Consider the following 25,100-nt stretch of genomic DNA (forward strand, 5'->3'; position numbering starts at 1 on the left):
TGCTCCTATTGAATTTTGTGGTAACTGTAATTTCGCCCTCAGTAATGTTAATCTAAATTAAAGAAAGGAGGGCTATTAGGAGATAGTAAAAATTATCACAGTTCAAACAGGGGTATAAGAACAGTCGTTAATCTACGAATAAATTATGACCCTTTGCTACAAACAGAAAATGAATTTAATCAACTATTAATAATAACATTATGAAGAACACAGGTTTTTATCTGTTATCTAATCAAAAAGTTTTAAAGCGTTCGCTTTTATTTGTTTCGCTGAGCAGTGCTTTGATGGGAGGAGGACCTAGTTTATGGGCTGCCGGTTCACCTGAAAACGACAATCTGGTCGTAGAAAAGTATGCCGCTAAACAGCCCGGGGTAGATCTTCTCGCTGACGATAGGGAATGGACTATCCAGGGGCAGGTTGTAGAAAATGTAGAACCACCGGTTCCATTGGCAGGTGTGAATGTTGTGATCAAAGGTACAACCATAGGTACGGTGACCGACATTAATGGATATTTTAATATTAAAGCTAAACGAGGTGACATATTGGTATTCAAATACATCGGTTTTAAAGATTATGAACATGTCGTTTCACGTGCTATCAGTAACTTGACAGTTTCTTTGAGTTCCGACTCTGAAGAAATTGATGAAATCATCGTTACTGGTTTCTCGTCGGAAAAGAGAATGAACTCAGTTTCCGCTGTGTCTACACTGGACGTTACGAAGAACATGGCGACGAAACCCATCACTTCTTTATCACAATCTTTGCAGGGAGGTATTACCGGTTTGAACGTATCGCAAAGTTCCGGTCTACCGGGTGCCGATGCTGCAACTATTAAGATTCGTGGTATATCTTCATTGATGACGAATAACGATCCTTTGGTGTTGGTAGATGGTATTCCGATGGATATGAACCAACTGGATCCGAATACGATTGAAAGTGTTACTGTTTTGAAAGACGCTGCCGCATCTGCTATTTATGGTGCTCGTGCTGCCAATGGTGTAATTGTGGTTAAGACCAAACGTGGTTTGCCGGGAAAAGTAAATGTTTCTTATAATGGATATGTAGGTATTCAACAGGCTACTTATTTGCCGAAAATGGTAGATGCCGCTACTTTTATGGAAATGTCGAATGTGGCTAACCAAAATATCGGTGGTGACCCGACGTATTCACAAGAAGCTATCGATGCTACTCGTAACCAAACGGATCCGATTAAGTATCCGAATATGGACTGGATGGATTTCTTGTTTAAAAACGGTTTGATCCATAGTCACTCTGTGGGTATTTCTGGAGGTAGTAACCTGGCGCGTTTCGCTTTGACTGTAAACTATTTGAACAACGAAGGTTTGATAGAAAAGTCTAAATTTGACCGTTTGAATATCCGTGCTAACACGACTGTCAACTTGTTGGATAACCTGTCTGTTGATATGGACTTCAATTCATACCGTACCAACAAGTATGAACCGATGTATCGAGATGAATCTTATACGAAAGATATTATTCAGTATGCTTATAGAACTCCGCCAACGATCATAGGCAGATATCCAATGAAAGAAGGTAGTGATATTGTTTACTATGGTAATCGCCCGGAACAACGAAACCCGGCTGCTATGTTAGATCGTGGCGGCGAATTCAAAGCATTGGAAGATAATATTAGTATTAATTTAGCACCGCGTTATGAAGTATTACCTAAGTTGATCTTGCGGGGTCAGTATTCCTATCGTATCAGTAGTACCGCAAATAACAGAAGAAGACGTTCTTACAATTTTTTTGATTATGAAACGGGTGCCCTTTTGCAAACATGGGGAGCTATTAATGCAGCTGGAAAAGATAGAACCAGTTATTACTATATCGGTGGAACGGCTGAATATACATTTGAAAAAGACAAACATCGTTTGTTTGCCATCGGTGGTTATAATCAGGAGTTGACGAATAAAGGTGACTGGGATCAGTGGTCAATGGTATCAATGTTTGCAAAAGCTAATTATACATTTAATGATCGTTATCTGATTGAAGGTACTGTGCGTCGTGACGGTTCTTCTCGTTTTGGTAAAGGGCACAAGTTTGGTGTATTCCCCTCTGTCGGTTTGGGATGGAACTTGCATGAAGAAAACTTCATGAAGAACAATTTGAAGTTTGTAAATAACTTCAAAGTCAGGGGGTCATTTGGATCATTAGGTAATGAGAACATTGATAAATTGTATAAGTATCAAAGCTTGATTTCTTCAGGAGATGGAACGGAAACAGTCTATGGTAACCCTAATTTGACATGGGAAACCGTTCAGATGTTGAATGTAGGTGCTGATATTCGTTTGTTTAAAGATTTGGATATCACGATCGATTATTATAACAAATTGACTAAAGACTTGATTCTCGAACCGCCTATCTCTTTTATCGGTGGTTCCGGCACTGTGTTCTTGAATTCGGGTGAGTTGAGAAATAAAGGTTGGGAAATCGATGTGAATTATGGTAAACAATTGACTAAAGATTTTGGATTTAATATCCATGGTGGTTTGAGCCACAATGAAAACAAAATTGAAAGCTTGTTTGGTGGCCCCTATTATAATGGCGGATCAATCAATAAAGAAGGATATGCATTGAATAGCCATCTTGTTTATCCGACTGCTGGTTTATTGCAGGAAAGTGACTTTACGAAAGATGCTTCCGGGAAATGGATTCCTAAAGAAGGCGTTGTTATTTGGGACGGTCAGCAGCCGGGTGATATCCATTACCTCGATACGGATAACGATGGTAAAATTACCGCCGACGACCGTGTGATCCGTGGGGATAGCCAACCTTCATTGAACTATTTTGCTAACGTTTCATTGGATTGGAAAAAATGGAACTTAGAAGTTTTATTCCAGGGGGTAACGGGAGTTGATGCTTATTATTCACAACCTTACTCATTTGGTTTGGATATTACCGGTGACGGTATGGTCCCTTTGTCAGCACAGACTGATTATTGGACACCGACCAATACGGGTGCGCGCTATCCACGTTTGGCTCCGAATGCTACGTATGGTAATAATGCACACCAGTCTGATTTTTGGTTCTTCGATGCCGGTTATTGCCGTGTGAAATATATTCAGTTGGGATATACGTTTGATCAGCTCGGATTAAAGAAATTAGGAGTATCCAGCATCCGCGTGTATGTGAATGCTCAAAATCCGTTCACATTTGCCAAAGACGATTTGGTAGATCCGGAAAGTAGAGGCCAGATGGGAGAGTATCCGTTGGTGAAGACCTATTCTTTTGGTGTTAATTTGAATTTCTAAATAAGATTGTATCATGGAATTAAAAAATATTTTCAGTAAAAAGGTTTTAACCTTACTTTCTGCGTCTATTCTTTTCTGTGGTTGTGAAGATTTCTTGACGCGAGATCATCCAACAGCGATAACGGATGAAGACTTCTGGGGAACCGTCGGCGAATGTAATGCTGCATTGTCTTCTTGTAAGTATTGGCCACGGGGTACCTATCACTACGATGCACCTTATTTCTCACTGGTTCACTTGGAAGGGGCTACCGACAATATGTATTGGTCGGGTAACTTCAAGGGGGAAATTGCCAACTTAGGAAATGGTTCGGCTACTACCACTACAGGTGGGTATATGAATGATTTGTGGACGCAATACTATATGCGTATTCGTCGTTGCAACCGTTTCTTGGATCATGTGGATGCTGCTTATTTTGTAGACGAAAAAGAACGGGAGAGAATGATTGCAGAAGCACGTGTTTGGCGTGTTTGGTATCATATCCAGTTGTTGATGTATTATGGAATGAACGATGGTATTCCAATTCAGGATAAAGTCTTGAATGGCGATGAAATCTATAAAAGCCGCAATACGATTGATGAATGTTTAAACTTTATCAATAGTGAATTGGATGCGGTGATTGCCATCCAAGATACGGAGAATAAAGTTTTTCCATTTGTGTGGGATAGAGACCGTCGCGATCGTATGTGTAAAGCATACGCATTGATGTTGAAGATGGATGTGAATTTGCAATTCAAACGCTATGATGTGGTTAAAGCAGCAGCTAAGACATTCATCGAACATCCGGATAATAGTTTTGAGTTGTATTACTCTGCTGAAACAGATGATGATCCGGGTAAGAACTATCGCGATATGTTCCGTTATAAGGGACAAGACAATAAAGAACGTATCATGTATGTTGGAAGCGGTTGTTCGGAAGCTTGGTTCCGTAATGCTCCGCAGAGTTTGGGAGGACAGGGGGCTGCCAGTGTTTTGAGATCGTTGGTAGATGAATATGAAACGGCTGATGGTGTCGCTTTGAAAGACCTGCCTGCTGCAGAGCGTGAAAAGTTGCAAAAGGATCCATTGGCGGTAGCACGCGACCCGCGTTTGTATGAAACTGTAGTTTTACCGGGTGATAATAGTTCTTTCATAGATTATGTATATGAACCGTTCAAAGACGGTGCCGACCAAGTTGGAAAAGTGGGTGCATCTCGTACTGGTTATTGGGCTAAGAAGTATTTGAACGAAGAAGACCGATCTAATAATGGTAATGGTAGCTTATATTTCCCGCTATACCGTTATGCAGAAGTCTTGTTGGATTATGTAGAATCTTTGGTTGAAACAGGCGATTGGCAGAATCCGGATGTTGAGAAATACATCAATATGATTCGTAATCGTGCCGGTATGCCGAATATGGACAAAGCGGTTTATAATACACAGGAAAAGGTGCGTGAACTGTATCGTCGCGAACGTCGTGTTGAGTTTGCTTTCGAAGGAAAACGCTACTTCGACATCCGTCGTTGGGGTATTGGTAATGAAACCATGAATGGCTCAGCTTTGGGTGCTTGGAACCCGACAACCAATGCGTATGTTCAGGTTGAAAACCGTGCTTGCACATTCCCGAAATACAATGCTTGGCCTATCCCTCAAACCGAGGAAACGGCTAATCCGAATATTGAGCAGCCGACAGGGTGGTAAATAAACTCAAAACAGTGTATCAAAATTCCGTTTATGGAGTTTTGATACACTCCTATTAATTTTAATAGTATAAATTTTAAAATATGAAAGCCATGAAAACTGTATTCTCCTTATTATCTTGTTGCCTATTCTTTATGGCACAAACTATTAATGCACAGCTAGCTGAAGAATTAAAGAAAGATTTAGAAATTGCATTTGCTCATTATGGAAGTCCTCCTTCTCATATTAGTACATTGGATTTCTGTGAACTTGAAATACGAAGTAAAAGTGGACAACATTCCGTTAAGGTTGGACGATGGTATGGAGATTTTCATGCTATGCAAGAGGGTTGTTTTACCAATAGTGTGAAAGGTCGTTTTTTAAAAACAGGAACATGTACCGTTTATGCGGATTGTGGTTCTGTGGCTATCTCACGAACATTTGAAATATCCGATCCGTATCTGACAAGTAACAGTACAATTTTGTCTTATGGAAAGGAAGCAACGGTAGAAGTAACTAATCTCCCACGGGAAAAAGTGATCATAAACTGGCTTGTTTCTGATGGCTTGGAAATCGTTTCCGGACAAGGAACGACAAAAGCGGTATTTACCACCAAAAAGAATGTTTCCTCCTATGAATATATTGTAGCCAATGTACAATCAGAAGTGTGGATAGTTTCTTTAAGAAATAACGTGAATGTGATAGAGAGACCTCAATCTGACGAAATCCAAGTAGCACGAACCTCATCCAATAGTTTTATTCTGAATGTTGATCAAGAACCGGTATCTTCTTCTCCTTTGAAATATGAATTGTATGACCAGATGAGAGGCTCTTTAATGAGAAAAGGCATGGTTGAATCTAAATCCGGAGTTCTAAACTTTGAAAATGTTCCCAAAGGAGTATATGTGTTGAAATTATATTTGGATGAGAAAAATATTCAAACTCGAAAGATCCTTATAAATTAGTTACATTAAAGAAATAACCTGACACAGCGCCGTTGTTGTGCCTTAAATTAACATATCATGAGTGCATTCACAAAATTCTGGAAAGTATGGTTGAACTTGAACCTGCTTACCAAAGACGTAGAGAACGATTACACAGCAGAAGTATCTACTGTAGGGAAAACATCACGCAACGAAGACATCGCGAAACAGATTATCGAGGAAGGTTCTGAGATAAAGTATGATACTTTATTGTCTGTCATCAACCAGCACGACCGTATTATCCGTGAATTGTTGCAAAACGGCACCAGCGTATTGACCGGGGTTGCCCAATATACACCGAGCGTATTGGGTGTGTGGAATAGTTCTACTGAGAAGTATAATCCCGAGAAGCACAAGGTTTCAGTCAGTATAAGCCCTTCAGCCGAGCTGCGGAAAGCTCTTTCGGTAGTTGGCTTGGAAGTGCTGGGCGTGAAAGACAGTACCGCGCGTATCGGTTTGGTGACTGATACGGTTACCGGCTTGACCGACGGTTCGATGACACCGGGCGACGATATCTTGATCTCCGGCGAAAAGATTCGGGTTGCCGGAGAAGCTGAAGGTGTCGGTGTATTCTTTATTGATTCGAAAGGCGTGGAAACGGCTGTGACCCGTCGCTTGACACAGAATGATCCGAAGACGGTGATTGCCCGTGTGCCAGCAGAATTGGCCGAAGGCACATATACGCTCCGTATTGTCACGCAGTATTCCAATAGTAATACCTTATTGAAGGCTCCGCGTGTGATTGAATACGAGCATGCTTTGCGCATTGGCAACGGTGGAGGCAGCGACCGTCCGGAGATCGAATAATTTGTTCGATCGACAGACGTACACCTGTTCGACTGACAGAGGCGTTTCTGTTTGATCGACAGGCGTACGTCTGTTCGGTTGATAGAGGATAGTAATCCGGTGATAAGGGTGTTGGATTATGGGAAACTTTTTAAGTGAACGAGAATTATAAAAATAGGAGGAATACAGGGATGAAGTTTTTCCAACATATAGTATTGGTTTTATTATTTGTTAATTTGGTTGCCTGTTCGGAGACAGGGCGTGTGATTGATTATCCGGTGGTGGAAAAGACGAATACAAACGCTTTGGAACTTTACCGGGTCGAAGTTTCCGATACGGCAACCATTTTACAGATGGCCTTGTATAATAGGCCAGGTGAGTTTGCGCTTCTTTCTTCTGAGGTGAGTTTGATGGGGAAAACGACTGGTAAGACGTATCGTTTGACGAATGTTTCCGGATGTGAGTTGGGAAAGAAGATAATAATGCCTGCTTCCGGATGCTGTTGGGTAACTTTGCAGTTTGAACCAGTATCGCCGAAAGATAAGTTTATCGACTTTATCTCTTTGAAGGATAATTGGGATCTCCGTTTGGAAGGGATTCATTTGAAACCGATCGAGCAACCACGTAATACGTTTGAATGTGTGCTGGAAGGCGAAGTAAAGGATTGGCCCGAATGTAGCCGTTTACTGCTGACGGAGGCCTGTAAGCAAGATGTTGCAAGGCAGTACTCCATACCGGTGGTTGATGGAAAATTCCGATATACGCTCCGTGACAGTGTAAACCGGCTTTATCAACTATGTTCCTGGCATGATTATATGAATAATGGTTTTTATCCGGTTGATTTTATCTCGGAGAAAGGGAAAACCCATTTCAAACTTTATAACGGGGATGCGGTTGAAACTTCCGGTATCCAATCGGATTCACCTTTGAACAAGGAATTACAGCATGTGAAGGAAGGTTCTATCATGGATCCGTTGTTTTCCAAACGAAGACAATTGATGCAGGATAAGCAATACTACTTGTCGGAGATTCATGCGTTGAAAGACAGGGTAGACCAGGAAAGCGACGAATCGATTCGTGAGCAATTGATGGAAGATGGAAGAGCCTATTTCGAGAAGGGAGATGGTATGACCGAACAGGCTCGGTCATTGGAGAAAGAGATTAACGAGAGCTTTCAGAAGGAGAAGGAACGAAACATAGCGTATATCCGTACGTATCCCACCCTTGTCGGGCTGTGCCTGTATAAATATTGGCTGTTTAGGGAAATAGGTATATTTAAATCTCAACCGTCCCTTTCCAATATACCGATGTTTGAAGAGATATTTGAAAATTTGTATAAAGAGCAGTATGCTTCTCATCCATATATTAAAGAGATAGGTAATAACTTGGCCGGTCTCCAATTAAAAAAGGGCGACCCTTTCGTTGACTTTGTGGCCCCCGACGTGGAGGGCAATTCTCATCGGTTGTCGGATTTGATACAGGGAAAGTATGCCTTGCTGGATCTGTGGTCTTCTTGGTGTAGTCCTTGCCGTGCTTACTCGAAACTGATTATCCCAACTTATGAAACCTATAAGGATAAAGGATTTACTGTTGTAGGAGTTGCTCGCGAAGCCAACAGTACAGGTCCCTTGGAAAAGGCGTTGCAGCAGGACCAATATCCTTGGATCAATTTGGTGGATCTGAATGGCCAGGTTGGTGTTTGGGAAATGTATGGAGAAACTGGTGCCGGTGGGCGTTTCCTGATAGATCCGGAGGGAAAGATTTTGGCATTGGATCCGTTACCGGAACAGGTGGAGAAGTTGTTGAAAGAACATATTCAGTAGTTTGTCATGAGAAAAAGTCTTGTATTAGGTTTGATGCTCTGCATACTGGGTGGTTGCAGCCATAAAAAAGAAAAGGCCGACCTGCCTGTTATAGCTCTCGATTGCAACCAGCTTTCCAGTATTCATGACTGGGGCGTATTGGATCGGTTGGAGATTGTCCGGCTGGATAGTGAGGAGGCTCTTTTCGGGGATATAGACAGGATTGTCAGATATAAAGACCGGATTTATTTGATGGATGCGAATAAGACACGCACTGTCTATATTTATGATCTTTCCGGAAAGTATATCAATAAGATTTCAAAGTATGGGCAAGGACCGGATGAGTATTTGCAATTGGCTGATTTATATATCGATCCGACAGATGCCAGTTTGAATGTGGCTACACGGATCGACCGGAAAATCATGAAGTTTGATTTGGATGGTAAACAGCTTCGGAAAGTGATCGGTACCCCTAAGGCTTTTACTCGGCTTACACAGTTCAAAGATCGTTATGTCGGGTATATGGGAAATTATATCCAGGATTGTGAAAATCCGTATAACGTGTGGGTTCTGTCTGAAAAGATGGAGACGAAGCAGAAGACTTTCATGATTCCCGCCTCATGGAATAGTTTCGACTTGGGCAGCCGATATCCGTTTTCTTCCTTTCAATCGGATTTTTATTATACGAAAGCATTGGACTATACGGTTTATCAAATGGATGAAGCGGATGGCAGTTTCTTCCCTAAATATCGGTTTGATTTGGGCGACAGGAGTTGGCCCGAAGATGCCAAAGAAGCTCAACCATACGAAGAACTGCGGAGGAGTAATCCGGTCTGTAAATATGTGGTTGGTTTCAGAGGGTTTCAGGAAACGGAACATTACTTGTTGGCTCCTTTCATCCTTGACGGGCAACAGGTCATGGGCGTTTACGACAAAAAGGAGGGTAAAAGCCGTGTCGTTTCTTTGGATACTTATACGGATGAGTATTTGATCAGTTTCGGTGAGGTGATCGGGATGGACGCTACAGCTATTTATTCGTTGGTGCCTGCCTGGTATTTGAAAGATCTTTGGGTGGGGCGGAATGAATATAATGATTTTGAGGCGAAGTATCCGGAACAGGTCAAGCGGTTACGGGAAAAGTTTGATTCGGTAGATGAAGAGGGTAATCCTTTTTTGTTGATTCATTATTTAAAATGAAGTGGAAAAATTATTAAAAGAACATTTGAATAAAACATTATAACGGATTTATATGAAGAAGAAAATTTTAAGTAGTTTGATTTCCGGGAAGTTATTGGCAGTGTTCTGTTTGCTGTCTTGTTCGGATAATAATGATCCGATTACGGAAGAACCGGATCCGGAAGAACCCGGGATAGAAGTGGTGGAGCCGGAGTTGTTCCGGGCAAATCGCATATTCATCAGGCATGGGCTGCAACTGCAATGCTGGGTGGCAACCGACAATTATGAATTAGGAGGGAAGGCCGGGCAACCTGCCTATAACCTGTCGATTCCGGATTGGAAGCTGACGGGGTTTACCGGGCCTACTTTCTATGGACCGCCCTTGATTAATACCTCTTATTTCAAGGAATTTCCTGATAGCCAGTGGGCAATAGCGAAAGCGCCTCATGCCGATCAGTTGAAGAAAGGGCCGACAGATTATGAAAAGAAGAACGGATTCCTTTCGGAAGACCAGTTAAAGTATTTGAATAACCTGACTACGATCTGTTTCGGGGACGAAGAACACTACTCGTTTGAGGTGGCGAAGTTTTTGAAAGAGTGGTATGATGTGGCACGTCGTTTGTATCCGGATGTCTTGGTTCATAATAATCAATATCCCAATCAGTGGACTCGGGAAAATCTGTTGACTTACATCAAACTTGCCAAGCCGGATTTGTTGACCTACGATTGGTATTATTTCCATACATGGGATAAGGATAATTATATAGGAGCCAAAGACATGGCCGGGCATCTGGCCGAATACCGCGATCTGGCGTTAGGCGGATGGGAAGGCAACAAGAAAGATTATATGGCGTTCGGGCAATATTCGCAAGGGTATGTCAACGAAGGAACCTATAAACTGACCGAGTCGCAATTGCGCCTGTATTATTATATGACCTGGACGTTTGGCGGGAAGTGGCTGAACTGGTTCCGCTTTTTGCAAGGGGATGGTTATGGCGGACAAACGGCACCGACCGACTGGTCACTGTTGCTGGAACAGGGAATGCCCGGGCATCCGACCAAACACATGGATTGGGTGAACCGTTGCAATCGCGAGAGCCTGCATATTGGCGATTATTTGGTGCGTTTGAAAACAACCGATGTCCGTTATGTGCCGGGTACCACCAAATATACGGAAGGCAAACCGGGGATGATTTCCGTTCTTAATCCGGAGGCTTCGTTCTTAAAAAAGGCTGAGGGCAGGATCGTGTCGGAGCCGGAGGAAGGTGCCGATTTGTATGTAGGTTTCTTTGATGTCATACCGAAGGAAGAGCAGGGCGACCCGGGCTTCTTCAAGGAAGGCGAAAAGACGTTTTTCATGGTCACCAACGGGTATGCTTCGAAGTTGGAGGAAGAGGCTGCTCCTTTGACTCAGCGTGTCCGGTTGGGTATAGACTTAGCTGAAGCCGGTGCCACAGGCTGTTGTTGGATAAATCCGGAGACAGGTAAAAAAGAACCACTGGAGGCTATAGGTAAAGAAGATGATACGACCTATTTTCAAGTGGATTTGCAGGGAGGGAGCGGAGCTTTATTTATGGTAGAATGAACAGATTGATAAAATAAATAGAAGATGAAAAAAGATTGTTTATTATTGGTTTTGATCGCATTATTTAATTTAACAGGTTGTGAACGGCCGAAAGCGCCGGAGGCATGCGGACCTGTTCCGACGGAAGCCCAACTTAAATGGCAGGAACTGGAGCGTTATGCTTTTATTCATTTCAGTATGAATACGTTTACCGATATGGAATGGGGATATGGTGATAAAGATCCCCAATTATTCAATCCGTCGGAACTGGATTGCAGGCAGTGGTGTCGGTTATTTAAGGAGGCTGGAATGAAAGGGGTTATTCTGACGGCAAAACATCATGATGGTTTTTGTTTGTGGCCTTCGGCTTATACGGATTATAGTGTGAAACAATCTCCGTGGAGGAATGGTAATGGGGATTTAGTGCGTGAACTGGCTGACGCCTGTAAAGAATATGGATTGAAGTTGGGTATTTATCTTTCTCCCTGGGATAGAAATCATAAAGAATATGGAACGGAAGCTTATATCACTTATTTCAGAAATCAACTGAATGAGCTATTGACGAATTACGGAGATATTTTTGAAGTCTGGTTTGATGGTGCAAATGGCGGTTCCGGTTATTATGGCGGGGCGGATGAAACACGTAGCGTAGATCGTAAGACCTATTATGACTGGCCCGGTACCAATCAATTGGTAAAAAAATTACAGCCGGATGCCGTAATTTTTAGTGATGCAGGTCCTGATGTCCGTTGGTGTGGAAACGAGGCCGGATGGGTAGGCGAGACAAATTGGAGCACGCTTCGAAGAGAAGAAGTTTGGCCGGGATAGCCTCATTATCAGCAGTTACAGAATGGACATGAAGATGGTTCGTATTGGGTGCCGGCAGAAGTGAATGTTTCTATTCGTCCGGGTTGGTTCTATCATGAAGAGCAAGATGATCAGGTGAAGACTGTCGATCAGTTACTCGATGTGTATTATCATTCGGTCGGTCGTAATGCTACCTGGAATTTGAATATTCCGATCGACAAACGTGGGTTGGTTCACCCGACCGATTCTGCTGTCCTAATGGAAGTTGCAAAGATCTTACAGAATAACTTCAAAGAAAACTTAGCACAACAAGCAGAGGTCAGGGCTTCGAATGTGAGGGGGAAAGATTTTGCTGCTGCTCATTTAATCGATGGAAATAAAGATTCTTATTGGGCAACGGATGACGAGGTGACTTCTGCTTCTGTGGAGTTTGATTTTAAAGTTCCTACCGCGATCAATCAATTCCTGGTGCAGGAATATATTCGCTTGGGACAGCGTGTAAAAGCGTTTACTTTGGAAGCCTTTGTCGGTGATGAATGGCAGGTTGTGGCTACGGGTTCGACAATCGGATATAAGCGAATCTTGCGTTTCCCAACAGTGGAGACACAAAAACTTCGTTTCACGATTAATGAAGCAAAGGCTTGCCCGTTATTATCGAACATCGAATGTAATTGTTGCTCTTACGATTGAATGTGCGGAATTAGATGTGGTAATTGAATAACTATTCTTATCTTCGGGCACTAATTGTAAATATGTTTGAAATAGAATGAAGAAGTCATTACATGCATTTTTAATGACGGGAATAGTCTGTATAAGTATTTCTTGTTCCCGTCAGTCTGTAAGTGAGCGTGATACGCTTGCCTTGATTCCTGTTCCGCAGGAAATGAAAGTAAACTCTGATTCTTTTACGCTTACTCGTAATGCTGCGATTACGCTCGATCAGTCGAATCAGGCATTGGTGGGAATTGCCGAATATTTGAATGAGAAAATTTCACCTGCTACAGGTTTTGAGCTTCCGGTAGAAAAGCATGGGAAAATAGAATTCAAGCTGGTGGAGGATGCGTCTTTAGGAGATGAAGGCTATCAGTTGAAAGTGAAACATTCAGATATCCTTATTACTGCCAATAAGCCTGCGGGTATCTTTTATGGTGTGCAAACACTGTTACAGATGTTTCCGGCAGAGATTAAAAGCAAGACTGTGCAGCCTGAAGATAAGAAATGGACTATTCCTTGTGCTGAAATCACTGACAAACCCCAGTTCCCCTGGCGCGGGCTGATGCTCGATGTTAGCCGCCACTGGTTTACCAAGGAAGAAGTTTTGAAGTATATTGATGAACTGGCCGAATACAAGATGAATGTCTTCCACTGGCACCTGACGGACGACCAGGGATGGCGCCTGGAAATAAAGTCCTTGCCGAAACTGACGGAAGTTGGTGCCTGGCGTGCTCCCCGTGTGGGCCAATGGTGGCAGCGTGAACGTCAGCAACCGGGAGAGGAGACTACCTACGGCGGTTTCTACACCCAGGAGGATGTGAAAGAAGTGCTGGTCTATGCAGCCAAACGTTATGTACGTGTTATTCCTGAAATAGACGTGCCCGGACATAGCGTCGCAGCGTTGGTCGCTTATCCGGAACTAGCCTGTATGAAAGCCCCGGATGCCGTGAATGTCGGAAATAAGTTCTACGGAGAAGATGAAAATACCCTTTGTATCGGAAAGGATTATACATTCGAGTTCATGGATAAGGTACTGACGGAAGTTGCCGCCCTTTTCCCGGATGAATATGTACATATCGGAGGTGACGAATGTTTTAAAGGTTTCTGGCATAAATGTCCCCGTTGCCAGGTCCGTATGAAGGCTGAGAACCTGAAGAATGAAGAAGAGCTGCAAAGTTATTTCATCCACCGGATGGGCGATTTGCTGAAGTCGAAAGGAAAGAAACTGGTCGGCTGGGATGAAATCCTGGAAGGCGGTCTGGCTCCCGATGCGAACGTAATGAGCTGGCGTGGTATGGAAGGCGGTATCAAAGCGGCTAAAGCCGGCCATCATGTGATTATGACTCCGACGGAACATTGCTATCTGGATTTATGGCAGGGGGAACCTTCTGTTGAACCGGATACCTATTCTATGTGCCGTCTGAAAGATTCATACAGTTTCAATCCCGTACCGGAAGGTGTTCCGGCCGAAATGGTGCTGGGTGGACAGGGAAACCTGTGGGCTGAATCGCTTCCAACTTTCCGTCATGTCGAATACATGACGTGGCCGCGTGGTTGGGCATTGTCGGAAGTATTATGGAGCGGGCCGTCTAAAACGGATTGGGAGAAATTCTGGCCGCGGGTCGAAAAACATTTTGTCCGTGCCGACCAGGCAGATATAAACTATGCCCGCAGTATGTACAATGCAATTGTGAGCCCGTACTTGCAGGATGGCGTTTTGCAGGTGGAACTGGGCAGTGAGATTGCCGGTACGGATATTTACTATACATTCGATAATACAGACCCGGATAGCCATACTCCGAAATATACCGAGCCGTTGAGCATACCGAAAAATGCAACCTGGTTGCGTATCGTGACCTATCGCGACGGTAAACCGGTCGGCAAGGTAATCACCCTGACAACAAAGGAACTGGCAAAACGTGCCGAGTCCGATAAAAGAACCGGTCACGGGAACCTGACTGTTGACTAACAGGATTTTAACCAGGTTGTAACATCTATGTAACAACTTGGTTTTATCTTTGTGCTCTCTACGCAACCAACAAAGTTAGGAATGAAGATAACAAAATTAATGGCGCTTGTCCTGTTGGCGCTGCTTCCCTTTTTCACGGAAGCTCAGAACACGGAACAAATAGATGCCCGCATCGATTCGCTTGCGGAAGAGACAGCAACGCTGGATAAAATAGTGCAGAAACTAAGTAAATTTAAAGTTTCTGCCTATATCCAGGGTCAATTTCAGTACGGACAGGAGGATGCAACCCTGAAAGTCGGCGATAAGAATGAACATGAGGATAAAGGTTTTAACCGTATCGGTATCCGCCGCGGACGACTGAAGTTTGAATATAACGACGGTATCGGAACCGGAGCGGTACAGATTGAGGCTAACGACAAAGGCGTCAGTTTCCGTGACCTTTATATCGGCATTAAAGACCCCTGGACGAAACGCAGCCAGTTGATGGCCGGTGTCTTCAACCGTCCATTCGGACATGAGATAGGTTACTCTACCAGTGGCCTGGAATCGCCTGAACGTGCAACGATTATCCAGTATTTCTTCCCGGACGAACGTGACCTGGGTGCTATGCTGACGCTGCGTACCAAAAAAGAAAGTCCTCTCGCTTTCCTCCGTTTGGATGCCGGTCTGTTTGCCGGAAACAGTATCAACCGCGAAACCGATAACCGCAAAGACTTTATCGGCCGTCTAGGTGCTGACAAGGAAATCGGCAACTGGGGTAAATGGGGTGCAGGTATTTCTTATTACAACGGAGGCGTCTACAACCCGACTACAACTGCCTATGAGATGGACGGCAAGCGTTTTATCGAAGTTGATAAAGGTGAAACCGGTACGTATATGAAACGTGAATATATCGGTATGGATGCCCAGTTCTGTTTCTTGAGTTCATGGGGAACAACCTCTTTACGTGCCGAAGGTCTTTTAGGCACACAGCCGGGAATTGCCTCCAGCAGCAAAAGCCCGAATACCGGAACACGTCCGGAGAATCTTCCCGAAAATGCGTTATTCAAACGCCCCTTTATCGGTTATTTCTTCTACCTGGTACAGGACATCGGGACTTCTCCATTCTCTGCCGTACTCAAATATGATGTATACGATCCGAATACGAAGCTGAAAGGAAATGAAATAGGTACGGATAACTCATTTACATCTAAAACAGATTTGGCCCAAAGTACATTAGGCATCGGCGGCTTATACCGCTTCAACAAACATATCCGTGTCCAGGCTTACTACGAATTCAACTTCAATGAAAAGAGCGACTTCGTAAAAGGATATGAGAAAGACCGTAAGGATAATGTGTTGACGGTTCGTTTGCAATACAAATTCTGACCTTTTTATTCACACAAATGTAACACCTGTTTCATGTAGTTGAAATACGTGTGTTGTTCCTTTGCATCAGGAAATTAATTCAAATAAGAGTAATGAAAAAGACGATTCTTTTGGCAGCTATGGCAGCCTGTTTGTTTGCAACGAATGTATTTGCACAGAAAATTAAAGGAAGTGATACCTGTTTGCCGGTCAGCCAGACAGAAGCTGAAAACTTTATGAATAAGAATAAAGGAACCAAAGTGACTGTAACAGGCGGTGGTTCCGGTGTCGGCATCTCCGCCCTGATGGAAGGTACGACCGATATCGCCATGTCTTCCCGTAAAATGAAATTCGACGAGAAAGTCCGTTTGCAGGAAGCAAAGAAGAATGCAAAGGAAGTGGTTATTGCCTACGACGCTCTGGCTGTAGTGGTTCACCCTTCCAATAAGGTGGATAATCTGACCCGCGAACAACTGGAAGGTATCTTCACCGGAAAAATCAAGAACTGGAAGGAAGTAGGCGGAGCCGATATGAAGATTGTAGCCTATTCGCGCGAGACTTCATCCGGTACATACGAGTTCTTCAAGGAAAGCGTATTGAAAAATAAGAACTATATGAACGGTATCCTGAGTATGCCTGCAACCGGAGCCATTATCCAGTCGGTCAGCCAGACCAAAGGGGCTATCGGTTACGTTGGCCTGGCCTATGTAAACAAAGATGTCAAGGCTCTGCATGTTTCTTATGATGCCGGCAAAAGTTTCGTTGAACCTTCATTCGCCAATGCGAAAAATAAGACTTATCCGATTGTCCGTCCTTTGTTTTACTACTATGAAGCAAAGACCGAAGGCAGGGTAAAACCTTTCATCGACTATGTACTCTCTGCCGAAGGCCAGGAGACTGTTAAAAAAGTAGGATATATCCCCGTAAAATAAGATAATAACTCCCGTTTTTCCCCACGGACCGATAATATTGCACAAAAGTATTATACCTGTGCAATATTATTGGTCCTTTTTGCACATCATTTGGTTTATTGTGCTACCTTTGCCGCGTATTTAATAACAATATTTTTCATGAAGACATTAACAATCGGAGATTTGAAACCTCGCTTCCCAATTATCCAAGGTGGGATGGGCGTAGGCATTTCTCTATCCGGCTTAGCCTCAGCCGTAGCAAATGAAGGTGGGATTGGCGTTATCTCCGCCGCCGGTCTCGGACTTTTATATAAAAAGCTATCACCCAATTACACAGAAGCAGGCAATCTGGGCCTGGCCGAAGAAATCCGTAAAGCCCGTGAAAAGGCAAAAGGTATCATCGGTGTAAACGTAATGGTGGCTCTTTCCGATTTTGCAGAACTGGTGAAGACGAGTATCGCCGAGAAGGTAGATATCATCTTCAGCGGTGCCGGACTGCCGCTCGACCTGCCGTCGTTCCTCAAGAAAGACAGCGTGACGAAGCTGGTGCCCATCGTATCAAGCGCCCGTGCCGTACGTATCATCTGCGAGAAATGGAAGAACAACTACGACTATCTTCCCGATGCCGTTGTACTGGAAGGCCCTAAGGCCGGCGGTCACCTCGGTTATAAGGAAAACCAGTTGGAAGACGAACATTTCTCACTGGAAGAGTTGCTTCCGCAGGTTGTGCAGGAAGTATCTGTTTTCGAACAGAAATACAACAAGAGAATCCCGGTAATCGCAGCAGGAGGCATTTATACGGGTGAAGATATCAAACGCGTGATGGACCTTGGAGCATCGGGCGTTCAATTAGGAACCCGTTTCGTCACTACTACCGAGTGCGACGCCAGCGATGCTTTCAAAGAAAGCTATATCAAGGCGGAAGAAAAGGACATCGAGATTATCAAGAGTCCTGTCGGAATGCCGGGGCGTGCCATCCATTGCAACTTCCTCGAGAAGGTGAAGGCCGGCATCAAGCAACCGAAAGCGTGTCCGTTCAACTGCATCAAGACGTGTGATATTTCGAAGAGTCCGTACTGCATCGTTACGGCGCTGTATAATGCTTTCAAAGGAAACTTTGAAAACGGATATGCCTTTGCCGGAAGCAATGCCTGGAAGACCAGCCGTATCATGTCGGTGAAAGAGACAATCAACGAACTCATTAATGAGTGGAAAGCAAAAGAATAAATTTTGTCTACTTATATGAATACAAAAAGCCCCGGTAAGCATGATGCCTATCGGGGCTTTCTTTGTTATCTTTGATGTTTATTGTTCATCCAGCCATTTGCTCAGTTCATCCCGGTTCTGGGCGGCAGCCTTAACGCCTGCGTTGGCAGCTTTGCCGAAATAGTCGAGTGCCTGCTGATACTCTTTCTTCTTGGCGTAAGCTACACCGAGGTTGTTCCATGCTTCCGGTGTATTGATTTTTTGCAGACGGGCGATACCTGCATCGTCGGCTCCGCGTTCTATCTCGAGGGCGGCTGTGTTCTGTTGTGCCACCGGGTCGGTCGGGTAGAGGCGTACGGCGATATCGAATACTTCCTTAAATTCGGCACTTTCTTTCGGATACGTGTTGGCTACGAGGAACATTTCGTTCAGGCTCAGATACTGCGGTTTCGTCTTGATAACCTGTTTGGCTTCGTTCACATCGAACGGACGGGCGATATACGCCAGTGTGTAGTCAATGCGGCGCAGGGCAGGATAATAGTCGTCCAGCAACATGCGATAGGTCTTACCACCGTTCAGTGCTTTCAGTTGCGCTTTACGTTTATTGATATCGGACACTTCCAATACTTTAAGGATTTCATCGCGGTTGGACAGGTTGGATGCCTTGACTGCCTGGCGCAAGCCTATCCAGTCTTCACCTTCCCAGTTGACTTTCATCAATGAAGCAGGCATATCTTCTTTATCCTTCATATAAGCGGCAAACGCTTTGGCACGGTTTTCAGACAATTTCATGTTGTATTCGTAACCGCCTTCGGGTGAAGCGTAACCGGTGATGTTGAATTCTGTAAATTTCAGGTTCTTGTCGTTACGAACCTCGCTCACGATTTTGTTAACCTCTTTCAGTTCGGCGGCATTGTTTTTAAAGTCATGCAGCAGGACAGACTTACCCACTTCGAAGTTAAGGTAGGCCGAGTGCGTTTCGCTACGTTGTTTTACCGGCTCTGCGGGAGGTGTCACATAACTCAGTTCGTAGGTCGGTGCGACAACCGGCGGCAGGATACGGGATGACAGCGGAGTGATATTGCTTGCCACGTCGCATGAAGCGCATCCGGTCGTATTGGCCTGCATGACCAGTGAGGCGTTACGCATCCAGCTTTCGTACGGTACGGTCAGCGTCATCGGGATAGATTCTGCCTCGTTCTTTTTATGGCGGAAGATGACTGTCGGAGTCTGTTCGAACGGTTCTGCGCCGAAGCCCATCTCACGGTCGAGCGCTTTCATACGTTTCTTTCCGGTAATCACGAACGGGTCGAATTTGATGCTATGCGCCTTGTCCGCCGATTGGAGTACCGGGGTTATGATGACCATGTTCTGCGATTTCAGTTGCATGTTGTTGAGGTTGGCGGTTGTAGACAGGCTCACCTGGCTTCCCTCTTTTTTTACTTGCAGGTCGCTGTATGCTATGCCGTCGGGACTGACAACCTGCGCCTGCATGCTCCCATAGGCGGAGCATAATAAAACGGTTGCTATATAGAATAACTTCTTCATTTTGTTTGTTCGTTTTTAGTGGATAAAATAGATAAATGAGATGGAGGCTTTTGTTACACCCCAATAGTTGTGGTTGCCGGTACGGAGTTTGGGCATGTCTTTGCCTTTTGCATATTCGTCGTAGTGCATACGGGCATAACCGGCACCTATCTCGCCTTCAATACCCCAGCGTTTGCTCAGAATCCATTGATGTCCGATACTGATACCGCCGCCATACATATAACCGTCGTAGCGATGGTCGCGCAGTTTCTTGAACATGTCGAACGGCAGCTTGAAACCGGCCACGTCATACTGTCCGCCCAAGGCGTGTACACCGATAAATGTACCGTTGAACTTCTCGCAGGTCCAGAAGCGTACGCCTGCATGGGCCAGCCAGTGTTTGGCTTGTTTGTCGTTGTTGAACTCGAATGGGTTATAACCCGCAGAAAGGTCCATTGTAACCTTTTTCCCTAATCCCACTTCCAGACCTAAGTTTGGAGTGGCGGTGGCATCATAGACGATATTATTCTTTAATGCTACATGCTGTGCACTTGCATAGAGGGATAATAATAGCGTTGCCCCTATTAAAAAGAATTTCTTCATGTGATATTCAATATTAGTTATACTCTTCCTTCTTAACAGAGTGGTTCCGGCGATTGTTTGGTTTGTTTGATAAAAAGGGTGAAAGGTTATGATTAATTATAAGAAAAACGATGGTTTTTGTATTTGTTATGTTAATACGGTATGAACCGGATTATTCCCGTGGCTTTTGAATATCGCTCAGCTCTACCAGCTTATTGACAATGGCATATACTGTCAATGCACTTGCACTATGTACCTGCAATTTGCGGGCGATATTTCTCCGGTGTGTAATGACTGTATGGGTGGAAAGGAAGAGACGGTCGGCTATTTCGCGGTTGGTCATTCCTTTGACGACGCAGACAACGATTTCCTTTTCGCGGGTACTCAATGTCTGTTGTTCATCGCCATCCCCTTCGCCGTCTTCGCTTTTGGCATGCAGGCGCTCCAGTTTGAGCTTCATTTCGTCTGCACTGTCGAATATGCTGATTTGGTCGTCATAATACCGGATAACGGCATGTTCGGCTACGGAATAGAGCAGGGCCAGGCATTTCATATCCGGGCAACCGGTCATCTCCTTCAGGTGAGGGATAGTGAAGTAACCCGGGATGGAAGGGTTGATGATGAGGACATCCGGCTGGTGTGTCCGGAGGTCCTCCGTAAGTGATTCGATAGTCGCTATTTCTGATACCTGGATACGCAGGCCGGGGAGACGTTTCAACATGGTCTCCAGCCCGTAGCGGACAATGGCGGAAGGCTCAGCAATAACGATTTTCAGATTGGTGCTCATAGGGCATCATTTTATTGTTTTTTCTAAAGCAAGTATAGCAGGCATGAAAAGGTAGTCTTCCACATGGTTGTGGGAGGCAAGGTCCTGTTCTGTCGCGAAGATGTCGAACAGCACGCTGTTCAACAGGTTGCTTCCGGGGCCCGGATAATATTTGATGAGGATATTCTTCAGTTCGATAATCTTCATCTCTATCTGGTCGTGCCGTTTGCGGAAAATTGAGATATTGTATTTCGGGTCTTTTTTCCCTTCCAGCAAGCCGCGGACATACGGGAAAACGACTTTTTCTTCGTATGACATGTGTTTATTGACCTCATCGGCATATTCGTCGAAGAAGCGCTGGATGACGAATGCTACGTCCTGCGGGCATTCTGCGATGGCTTCCAGAAGTTTTCTTCTCAGATGCGGCAGACGGAAATTCAGGAAATAATCGTGTGCGTTATGCAGATAGGTAATTAATGCTTCAATGGAGAGGCAATTGCTTACGTTGGTGACGGGAGCGGAAATCTCTTCCGTCAGGAAATTGACGACTGTCAGGAAAGTACAGGCGTCTACTCCATTCTGGCGGCATACTTCTCCGATATTCTTTTCTCCGAATCCCAAGGCAATACCAAAGCGGCTCATCACAAGAACCATCGGATAGTTCTCGCAGATAAGGTCGCTCATTTTGTCGGTTTCCCGGTATTTCCCATTTTTATACATAGGCTTTTCTTTCTTGTTTTGGTATTATTAATTCTCCAAAGGTACTCCTTTTTCTCTTAATGACTTTGAACGTTATTAATCTTTCACGTTTGTTGAGGACGTTTGCTTTTCATAAGGAACCGTTGGTTCGTTCAGATATTGCGGGTCCTGATTACGTAAGGTATAGGCCAGACGCTCCTGATTACGGCGGTTATCCCATAAAACGAGAATGGTAATTAGTTCATCGCTGTAATGATAAAAGAGGGAGTATTCCGGAACAGCAATAAGATATCGTAAATGAGGATATTCCGTAGCTTTTCCTGACAAAGGAAAGGATACAGCCTGCTTTATTGTTTCTCTAAACTTGTTTAATAAATAACTGCTATACCGGGTATTACCATTACGCTCGTCATAAAAGTCTGCAATTTCTTCTAATTCTTGCAAGACTTCTTCATCCCATATTATTGCTCTGGCGTTAACCATTTGGCAAATTTTTTTTTCATTTCTTCATCAGAAACTCCTTTTCCTGCTTTCATTCGTTCCAAAGCACAGTCTATCTTTCCTTTTAATTCCGAAGAAAAGTATAAGATATCGTTTTTTTGCTCCTTTTGGTCGAGTAACTGTTCGATTTCATTAATAAGATGTTCGTCGAATACAGTTTGCAAGCGTTGGATAAGGTGTTGTTTGCGTTCTATTAATGTCATATCGCTTTATTTTTAAAGTTCTGCTGCAAATGTAGCAATTATAAATCAATTATAGCGGCGGATACTCCGGTTCGTCTACGGCAACGACGGCCAGACATTCGATTTCGACCAACCAGCCGGAACGGCATACCGGGGCGCGGACAATCAGGTAAGGCATATTCGGATGATTAGCTTTCATGTATTGTTCGATGCGGACGAAATCACCTGTGTCGCGGATATAGACGATGGCCTGCATGATGTCGTTCAGATCGGCTCCGGCTTCATTCAGCAAGGCGGTGATGTTTTCAATCATACGTTCCGATTGCTTGATGACATCTCCCGGATGTACGATCTCACCATACCGGTCGATGCTGGCGGTACCCGAAACGAATACATGACGGCGGTCGCCATACGTAATGGCTGTTCCCCTTTCAAAAGTCACGCCATATTCATACGTCCGGCTCAGGTGGTCGGGGGCATAGAGATATTGAATCTGTTCCTGTCCGATACCCGATACGGCATACGTGTCCATTGTCACGAAAACATTGGTATCCTGATAGCGTCCCTCAATGCCGGTACTGGCAATAAAATGAGTGTTTTCCGTCAGGTTCTGTGTAGCAAATACATCTTTGCGGGCTTTGACGACTCCCGGATAATTCACGTCTACGTTCTGAACAAATATCCAGGTACGGATACAGTTGTTTGCCAACGTGCAGTTGGCGGCCGTCAGCTGCATGATATAATCGCGGAAGATAAGCCGTGTCTGATACTCCGAATTGGCAGCACGGTTGCACAGGTTAGCCCCGAATAGTTGGCGGTAGTTGCCATGACGTGCTTCAAACAGGTTACTGGGAAGAACCTGCGTCTGTACTCCGGTTTGAAGCCATGCCCAAAGAGCTATTTTAGTACCGTTCATCGGTGCCTGTTGTACGATGGACAAAGCGCAATACGGGTTACTGCGGTCCTGTTCCATCAGCGATGCTGTCTGGTTGGTGACATCGCTCAGGAAGTAGCGGCGGAATACGGCTGTCGGGTTTCCGGGAAGTTCTTCTACACATTGCGTATAGGCTTGCAGAAGATTCTGTAGTTGGGTAGGGTAATCTTCCAGGCAATCCGTTTGCTGGAAGAGAAGATGATATTCTGTAATACCCTTTTTAGTCTCGAATGAGGTGATTTGCACCTCTGTCTTATCGTATTGTTTGGAAATTAGATTCATGGTATCCTGATATATTTTGTTTCTTTTCCCAAAGATACAGCATATCAGTATGAACCCAAATTTTGGAGTGTGAAAAGAAAACAAAAGCTGTGAGAAAAATATATCAGGCTTTTTTTATGTCGTTCAATTCAATCAGTTTATTTACAATTGCGTATACGGTCAAACCGCTGGCACTATGTACTTGCAGTTTGCGGGCTATATTGCGGCGGTGTGTGATTACCGTATGGGTAGATAGATAGAGGCGGTCAGCTATTTCGCGATTAGTCATTCCTTTCACAACACATATAACAATCTCCTTTTCGCGCGAACTGAGTGTCTGCTGTTCCTCTTCTCCTGTATCCGGGCAGGCTTCTTCTGCGTTTAGCCGTTCCAGTTTATGCTTTAACTCATCCGGGCTGTCGTAGATGTTAATCTGGTCATCGTACGACCGGAGCTGGGTATGGTCGGCCGCTATATACGTAAGGGCCAGGCATTTCATTTCGGGACATCCGCATTCCTCCTTTAAACGTTGTATGCCGGAATAACCGGGTAATGCCGGGTTAATCATCAAGACCTCCGGGCGATGCATGCGGAGACTTTCTATGAGACATTCGGCGGTTGCTATTTCTGTGAGCTGGATGCGAAGTCCGGGCAGTCGTTTCAGTAAAGTAACCAGTCCGCAACGGATAATGGCAGACGGTTCGGCAATAGCTATTTTGATGTTAGGGTTCATAAAGCAGCAGTCATTTTATTGTTTTTTCAATTGCCAGTACAGCGGGAACGAAGAGGTAATCTTCTACCCGGTTATGAGAAGCCAAATCCTGTTCGGTGGCAAAGATATCGAACAGGACGCTGTTCAGCAGATAATTGTCGGGTCCGGGATAGTATTTGAGCAGGATATTTTTGAGCTCAACGATCTTCATCTCTATTTGGTCGTGCCGTTTGCGGAAAATACTGATATTGTATTTGGAGTCCTTCACGCCGTCCTGTAGATTGCGGACATAAGGAAAGACAATCTTTTCTTCGTACGACATGTGCTTATGTACTTCATAAACATAATCGTCGAAGAATTTGGTGATGGCGAAGGCAATATCACCCGGGCAGCCGATAATCGCTTCCGTCAGTTTGCGGCGGATATGCGGGAGGCGGAAGTTCAGGAAATAATCGTGCGCATTGTGCAGATAGGTAATCAGTGAACCGACAGAGAGGCAGTTGTCGATACCGTTTATCACGGCGGGAGTCTCTTCCGTCAGGAAATTGACAACGGTCAGGAAGGTACAGCTGTCCACTTCGTTCTGCCGGCATACGTCGCCGATATTTTTCTCTCCGAATCCCAGGTCGATGCCGAAGCGGCTCATAACGAGAACCATCGGGTAGTTCTCGCAAATCAGGTCGCTCATTTTATCTGTCTCTGTGTATTTTCCTTGTTTATACATAGTTGTTATTTTTAGGAT

At 44.4% G+C, this 25,100-nt stretch carries 22 protein-coding genes; 13 read left to right on the forward strand and 9 right to left on the reverse strand.

Annotated features, from left to right (window positions below):
* Positions 1 to 200: 200 nt before the first annotated feature.
* The 13 genes from HMPREF1535_RS11935 (at position 201) to HMPREF1535_RS11990 (ending at position 18,215) form a co-directional block, all read left to right on the forward strand.
* Entirely contained in the window at positions 201 to 3,272 is a 3,072-nt protein-coding gene (locus HMPREF1535_RS11935) for a SusC/RagA family TonB-linked outer membrane protein (RefSeq protein ID WP_046146238.1), read from the forward strand.
* A gap of 13 nt (positions 3,273 to 3,285) precedes the next feature.
* On the forward strand, positions 3,286 to 4,950 hold the full coding sequence (locus HMPREF1535_RS11940) for a RagB/SusD family nutrient uptake outer membrane protein (protein WP_046146239.1): 1,665 nt from the start codon (positions 3,286 to 3,288) through the stop codon (positions 4,948 to 4,950).
* A gap of 83 nt (positions 4,951 to 5,033) precedes the next feature.
* On the forward strand, positions 5,034 to 5,894 hold the full coding sequence (locus tag HMPREF1535_RS11945; RefSeq protein WP_122328806.1) for a T9SS type A sorting domain-containing protein: 861 nt from the start codon (positions 5,034 to 5,036) through the stop codon (positions 5,892 to 5,894).
* Between the two features lie 57 nt (positions 5,895 to 5,951).
* Positions 5,952 to 6,719, forward strand: a complete 768-nt coding sequence (locus tag HMPREF1535_RS11950) for a DNA-binding domain-containing protein (protein ID WP_046146241.1) — start codon at positions 5,952 to 5,954, stop codon at positions 6,717 to 6,719.
* Between the two features lie 170 nt (positions 6,720 to 6,889).
* Positions 6,890 to 8,521, forward strand: coding sequence for a TlpA disulfide reductase family protein (locus HMPREF1535_RS11955; protein ID WP_052716698.1), 1,632 nt, complete (start codon positions 6,890 to 6,892; stop codon positions 8,519 to 8,521).
* 6 nt (positions 8,522 to 8,527) lie between these two features.
* Positions 8,528 to 9,697 carry a 6-bladed beta-propeller gene (locus tag HMPREF1535_RS11960; RefSeq protein ID WP_046146242.1) on the forward strand — a complete coding sequence of 390 codons (1,170 nt, stop codon included), beginning with the start codon at positions 8,528 to 8,530 and terminating at the stop codon, positions 9,695 to 9,697.
* Positions 9,698 to 9,749: 52 nt separating this feature from the next.
* Positions 9,750 to 11,261 carry a hypothetical protein gene (locus HMPREF1535_RS11965; RefSeq protein WP_046146243.1) on the forward strand — a complete coding sequence of 504 codons (1,512 nt, stop codon included), beginning with the start codon at positions 9,750 to 9,752 and terminating at the stop codon, positions 11,259 to 11,261.
* Between the two features lie 24 nt (positions 11,262 to 11,285).
* Positions 11,286 to 12,068: an alpha-L-fucosidase gene (locus tag HMPREF1535_RS26245; protein ID WP_244275605.1), complete on the forward strand. Its 783-nt coding sequence runs from the start codon at positions 11,286 to 11,288 to the stop codon at positions 12,066 to 12,068.
* A 48-nt stretch (positions 12,069 to 12,116) separates the two neighbouring features.
* A complete protein-coding gene (locus HMPREF1535_RS26250) occupies positions 12,117 to 12,737 on the forward strand; it encodes a galactose-binding domain-containing protein (protein ID WP_244275607.1) in 621 nt (206 codons plus the stop codon).
* A gap of 76 nt (positions 12,738 to 12,813) precedes the next feature.
* Positions 12,814 to 14,730 (forward strand): beta-N-acetylhexosaminidase, encoded by a 1,917-nt coding sequence (locus HMPREF1535_RS11975; RefSeq protein ID WP_046146244.1) that lies wholly within the window; start codon positions 12,814 to 12,816, stop codon positions 14,728 to 14,730.
* Between the two features lie 81 nt (positions 14,731 to 14,811).
* Positions 14,812 to 16,098 (forward strand): porin family protein, encoded by a 1,287-nt coding sequence (locus tag HMPREF1535_RS11980; RefSeq protein WP_044215098.1) that lies wholly within the window; start codon positions 14,812 to 14,814, stop codon positions 16,096 to 16,098.
* A gap of 92 nt (positions 16,099 to 16,190) precedes the next feature.
* Positions 16,191 to 17,009 carry a phosphate ABC transporter substrate-binding protein gene (locus HMPREF1535_RS11985; RefSeq protein ID WP_009859744.1) on the forward strand — a complete coding sequence of 273 codons (819 nt, stop codon included), beginning with the start codon at positions 16,191 to 16,193 and terminating at the stop codon, positions 17,007 to 17,009.
* Between the two features lie 138 nt (positions 17,010 to 17,147).
* Positions 17,148 to 18,215 (forward strand): NAD(P)H-dependent flavin oxidoreductase, encoded by a 1,068-nt coding sequence (locus HMPREF1535_RS11990; protein ID WP_009859743.1) that lies wholly within the window; start codon positions 17,148 to 17,150, stop codon positions 18,213 to 18,215.
* Positions 18,216 to 18,293: 78 nt separating this feature from the next.
* Here HMPREF1535_RS11990 and HMPREF1535_RS11995 read toward each other — a convergent pair whose 3' ends face one another.
* The 9 genes from HMPREF1535_RS11995 to HMPREF1535_RS12035 form a co-directional block, all read right to left on the reverse strand.
* The gene (locus HMPREF1535_RS11995; RefSeq protein ID WP_010800668.1) at positions 18,294 to 19,742 is read right to left on the reverse strand and encodes a DUF3868 domain-containing protein; all 1,449 of its coding nucleotides are present in this window, start codon (positions 19,740 to 19,742) and stop codon (positions 18,294 to 18,296) included.
* A 15-nt stretch (positions 19,743 to 19,757) separates the two neighbouring features.
* Positions 19,758 to 20,324 carry a DUF3575 domain-containing protein gene (locus HMPREF1535_RS12000; RefSeq protein WP_009859741.1) on the reverse strand — a complete coding sequence of 189 codons (567 nt, stop codon included), beginning with the start codon at positions 20,322 to 20,324 and terminating at the stop codon, positions 19,758 to 19,760.
* 151 nt (positions 20,325 to 20,475) lie between these two features.
* Positions 20,476 to 21,090: a response regulator transcription factor gene (locus HMPREF1535_RS12005; protein WP_046146245.1), complete on the reverse strand. Its 615-nt coding sequence runs from the start codon at positions 21,088 to 21,090 to the stop codon at positions 20,476 to 20,478.
* 6 nt (positions 21,091 to 21,096) lie between these two features.
* Positions 21,097 to 21,789 (reverse strand): hemerythrin domain-containing protein, encoded by a 693-nt coding sequence (locus HMPREF1535_RS12010; protein ID WP_010800666.1) that lies wholly within the window; start codon positions 21,787 to 21,789, stop codon positions 21,097 to 21,099.
* A 75-nt stretch (positions 21,790 to 21,864) separates the two neighbouring features.
* Positions 21,865 to 22,251 (reverse strand): type II toxin-antitoxin system RelE/ParE family toxin, encoded by a 387-nt coding sequence (locus HMPREF1535_RS12015; protein ID WP_046146246.1) that lies wholly within the window; start codon positions 22,249 to 22,251, stop codon positions 21,865 to 21,867.
* Complete coding sequence (locus tag HMPREF1535_RS12020; RefSeq protein ID WP_046146247.1) at positions 22,230 to 22,472, reverse strand: hypothetical protein; 243 nt, start codon at positions 22,470 to 22,472, stop codon at positions 22,230 to 22,232. The genes HMPREF1535_RS12015 and HMPREF1535_RS12020 overlap by 22 nt, the downstream gene beginning before the upstream one ends.
* A 49-nt stretch (positions 22,473 to 22,521) precedes the next feature.
* Positions 22,522 to 23,667: a Rid family hydrolase gene (locus HMPREF1535_RS12025; protein WP_046146248.1), complete on the reverse strand. Its 1,146-nt coding sequence runs from the start codon at positions 23,665 to 23,667 to the stop codon at positions 22,522 to 22,524.
* A 103-nt stretch (positions 23,668 to 23,770) separates the two neighbouring features.
* Entirely contained in the window at positions 23,771 to 24,379 is a 609-nt protein-coding gene (locus HMPREF1535_RS12030; RefSeq protein WP_046146249.1) for a response regulator transcription factor, read from the reverse strand.
* 10 nt (positions 24,380 to 24,389) lie between these two features.
* Positions 24,390 to 25,082, reverse strand: a complete 693-nt coding sequence (locus tag HMPREF1535_RS12035) for a hemerythrin domain-containing protein (RefSeq protein WP_010800662.1) — start codon at positions 25,080 to 25,082, stop codon at positions 24,390 to 24,392.
* Positions 25,083 to 25,100: the final 18 nt, after the last annotated feature.

This window comes from Parabacteroides goldsteinii DSM 19448 = WAL 12034 (assembly GCF_000969835.1).
GTDB lineage: Bacteria > Bacteroidota > Bacteroidia > Bacteroidales > Tannerellaceae > Parabacteroides > Parabacteroides goldsteinii.